Here is a 1701-nt window from a genome sequence, read left to right on the forward strand (position 1 = left end):
GTTCGACATCCTATAAAAACCCTTGCATCTATTATATCAATCATTAGTTGTAAAAGGCAGCAGAATAAGCATAGTTTATTATTCAGCAGACATTAATTATGTTTGATTTTTATTTTTCTTTGCATTTTCTTATCTCCTTTTATAAGTTCATCTAATGAAATTTCATACAATTCGCTAATAGAGATTAAACTTTCTATATCGGGAAGTGTTTTTCCGTTTTCCTAGTTAGAAATTGTTTGTCTTGAAACAAACAATTTTTCTGCTACTTCTTCCTGTGTAAGGTTTAAATTTTTTCTCTTTTTTAAATAAATTCATGAAATTTCATAGGACTACCTCCTTACTACAAACAATAGCTACTCCATTCCCTATTGTCTGTCAAAGTTCTTTTAAAAATAGAAAAATCGTACCATTTATATCATTCATTATGAAATATAACCAGTATCAGTACAATCAACTAGTTACATCATTTTTTCTCCCTCGTCATTCTAAAGGATTTTATATCGAAACAAATAAACTTAACTTCCGTTATACATAAGGGATTAATATTTTTACACCTGTTAAACTTAGCAACAGAAACAAGAGTCTTTAAAAAGTCTTTTAAAAGGTTTATACTGATTTTAGATAAAGGAGAGGATTTATATGGCCATGAAAATATTAGATATTCCAACATCTTCTATTTCCGAAGTAAAACGGTCTCCTATGGAGATCTTTCAAAGAGCAGATAAAGAAGCTGCTGGGGTCTATGTCTTTAATCGAGAAAAAGTAGCTGGAGTCATGTTGACACAAAACCAATACGAATCACTCAATAAAGAAGTCGATGAATTATATGATCAAATTGCTGATTTAATCGCTGAAAAAAGGTTGCTGAATGAAAAAGTAGCTACTTTTTCTGATAGTGAAGTACGTGGAGAAATCGCAAACGAACAACCTACTATCGACGAAGATGATGGGTGGGAGTAAAGTTTGCACCAGATAGAATGGACAGAATACTCAAGAGAAGATTACGACAAGCTTAATGGCAGCCAAAAAGTTTTTGTTGATAAAGCTCTTAATCGTATTAAATTACGTGGTATGAGCGCTGGTCAGCCGTTACATGGTGCTTTAGCACAATGCAATAAGTTGAAAAACAAGAAAATGGGGCTTCGTGTCATTTTTAGAGAAGTACAAGGTAAAGTTGAAGTCATTCAAGTGGTCGTTATTGGAAAAAGAGATAATGAAGTCGTCTATAAGATCGCTGAAAATCGGATAAAATAAAACTTTAACCTTTATTAAAACAATTGAAACCTTAATTGAGTGCCACACATGATTTCACTTAACTCTATATATTGAAGAAAATACACTTGCAAGTGCACGGATAAGTGTACTTGTAAGTGTATTTTTGGTCTCAATTTAAAGATACATTATTCTATGTAAAATGGTGTATCCTGAAATGAAGGTAAGTTTGCCACAATAAGAATTGAGTAAAACTCAAATAAAGGAGTAAAAAATGATAATTAAAGATCGTTTATTTTCTGTAGTTTTACTGAAAGAGTCTACTCTCCTTGAACAAAAAAATATGGATAATACAAAAATATTTGAGGAAAGTATAATATTACTCGAAACAGATATAGCGTAAAATATTTTGTGTAAATAGAAATTTAGGGTAGAAAAAGAGAAAGTCCATTCTGTAAAATTAAAGTTACGACACCGAAATTTTATAGG

General features: G+C 30.9%; 4 protein-coding genes. 3 read left to right on the top strand and 1 reads right to left on the bottom strand.

The window, feature by feature from the left end:
• Window positions 1-221 precede the first annotated feature (221 nt).
• Window positions 222-311 carry a helix-turn-helix domain-containing protein gene (locus tag BM057_RS12010; RefSeq protein ID WP_245741951.1) on the bottom strand — a complete coding sequence of 30 codons (90 nt, stop codon included), beginning with the start codon at window positions 309-311 and terminating at the stop codon, window positions 222-224.
• Between the two features lie 328 nt (window positions 312-639).
• Here BM057_RS12010 and BM057_RS12165 point away from each other — a divergent pair, with 328 nt between their 5' ends.
• The 3 genes from BM057_RS12165 (at window position 640) to BM057_RS12075 (ending at window position 1615) form a co-directional block, all read left to right on the top strand.
• Complete coding sequence (locus BM057_RS12165; protein ID WP_047390972.1) at window positions 640-960, top strand: hypothetical protein; 321 nt, start codon at window positions 640-642, stop codon at window positions 958-960.
• 3 nt (window positions 961-963) lie between these two features.
• A complete protein-coding gene (locus BM057_RS11425; protein ID WP_092093895.1) occupies window positions 964-1254 on the top strand; it encodes a type II toxin-antitoxin system RelE family toxin in 291 nt (96 codons plus the stop codon).
• A 232-nt stretch (window positions 1255-1486) separates the two neighbouring features.
• Window positions 1487-1615: a hypothetical protein gene (locus BM057_RS12075; protein WP_281246076.1), complete on the top strand. Its 129-nt coding sequence runs from the start codon at window positions 1487-1489 to the stop codon at window positions 1613-1615.
• The last annotated feature ends 86 nt before the right edge of the window (window positions 1616-1701 follow it).

Origin of the sequence: Pisciglobus halotolerans (assembly GCF_900113675.1) — a bacterium.
GTDB lineage: Bacteria > Bacillota > Bacilli > Lactobacillales > Carnobacteriaceae > Pisciglobus > Pisciglobus halotolerans.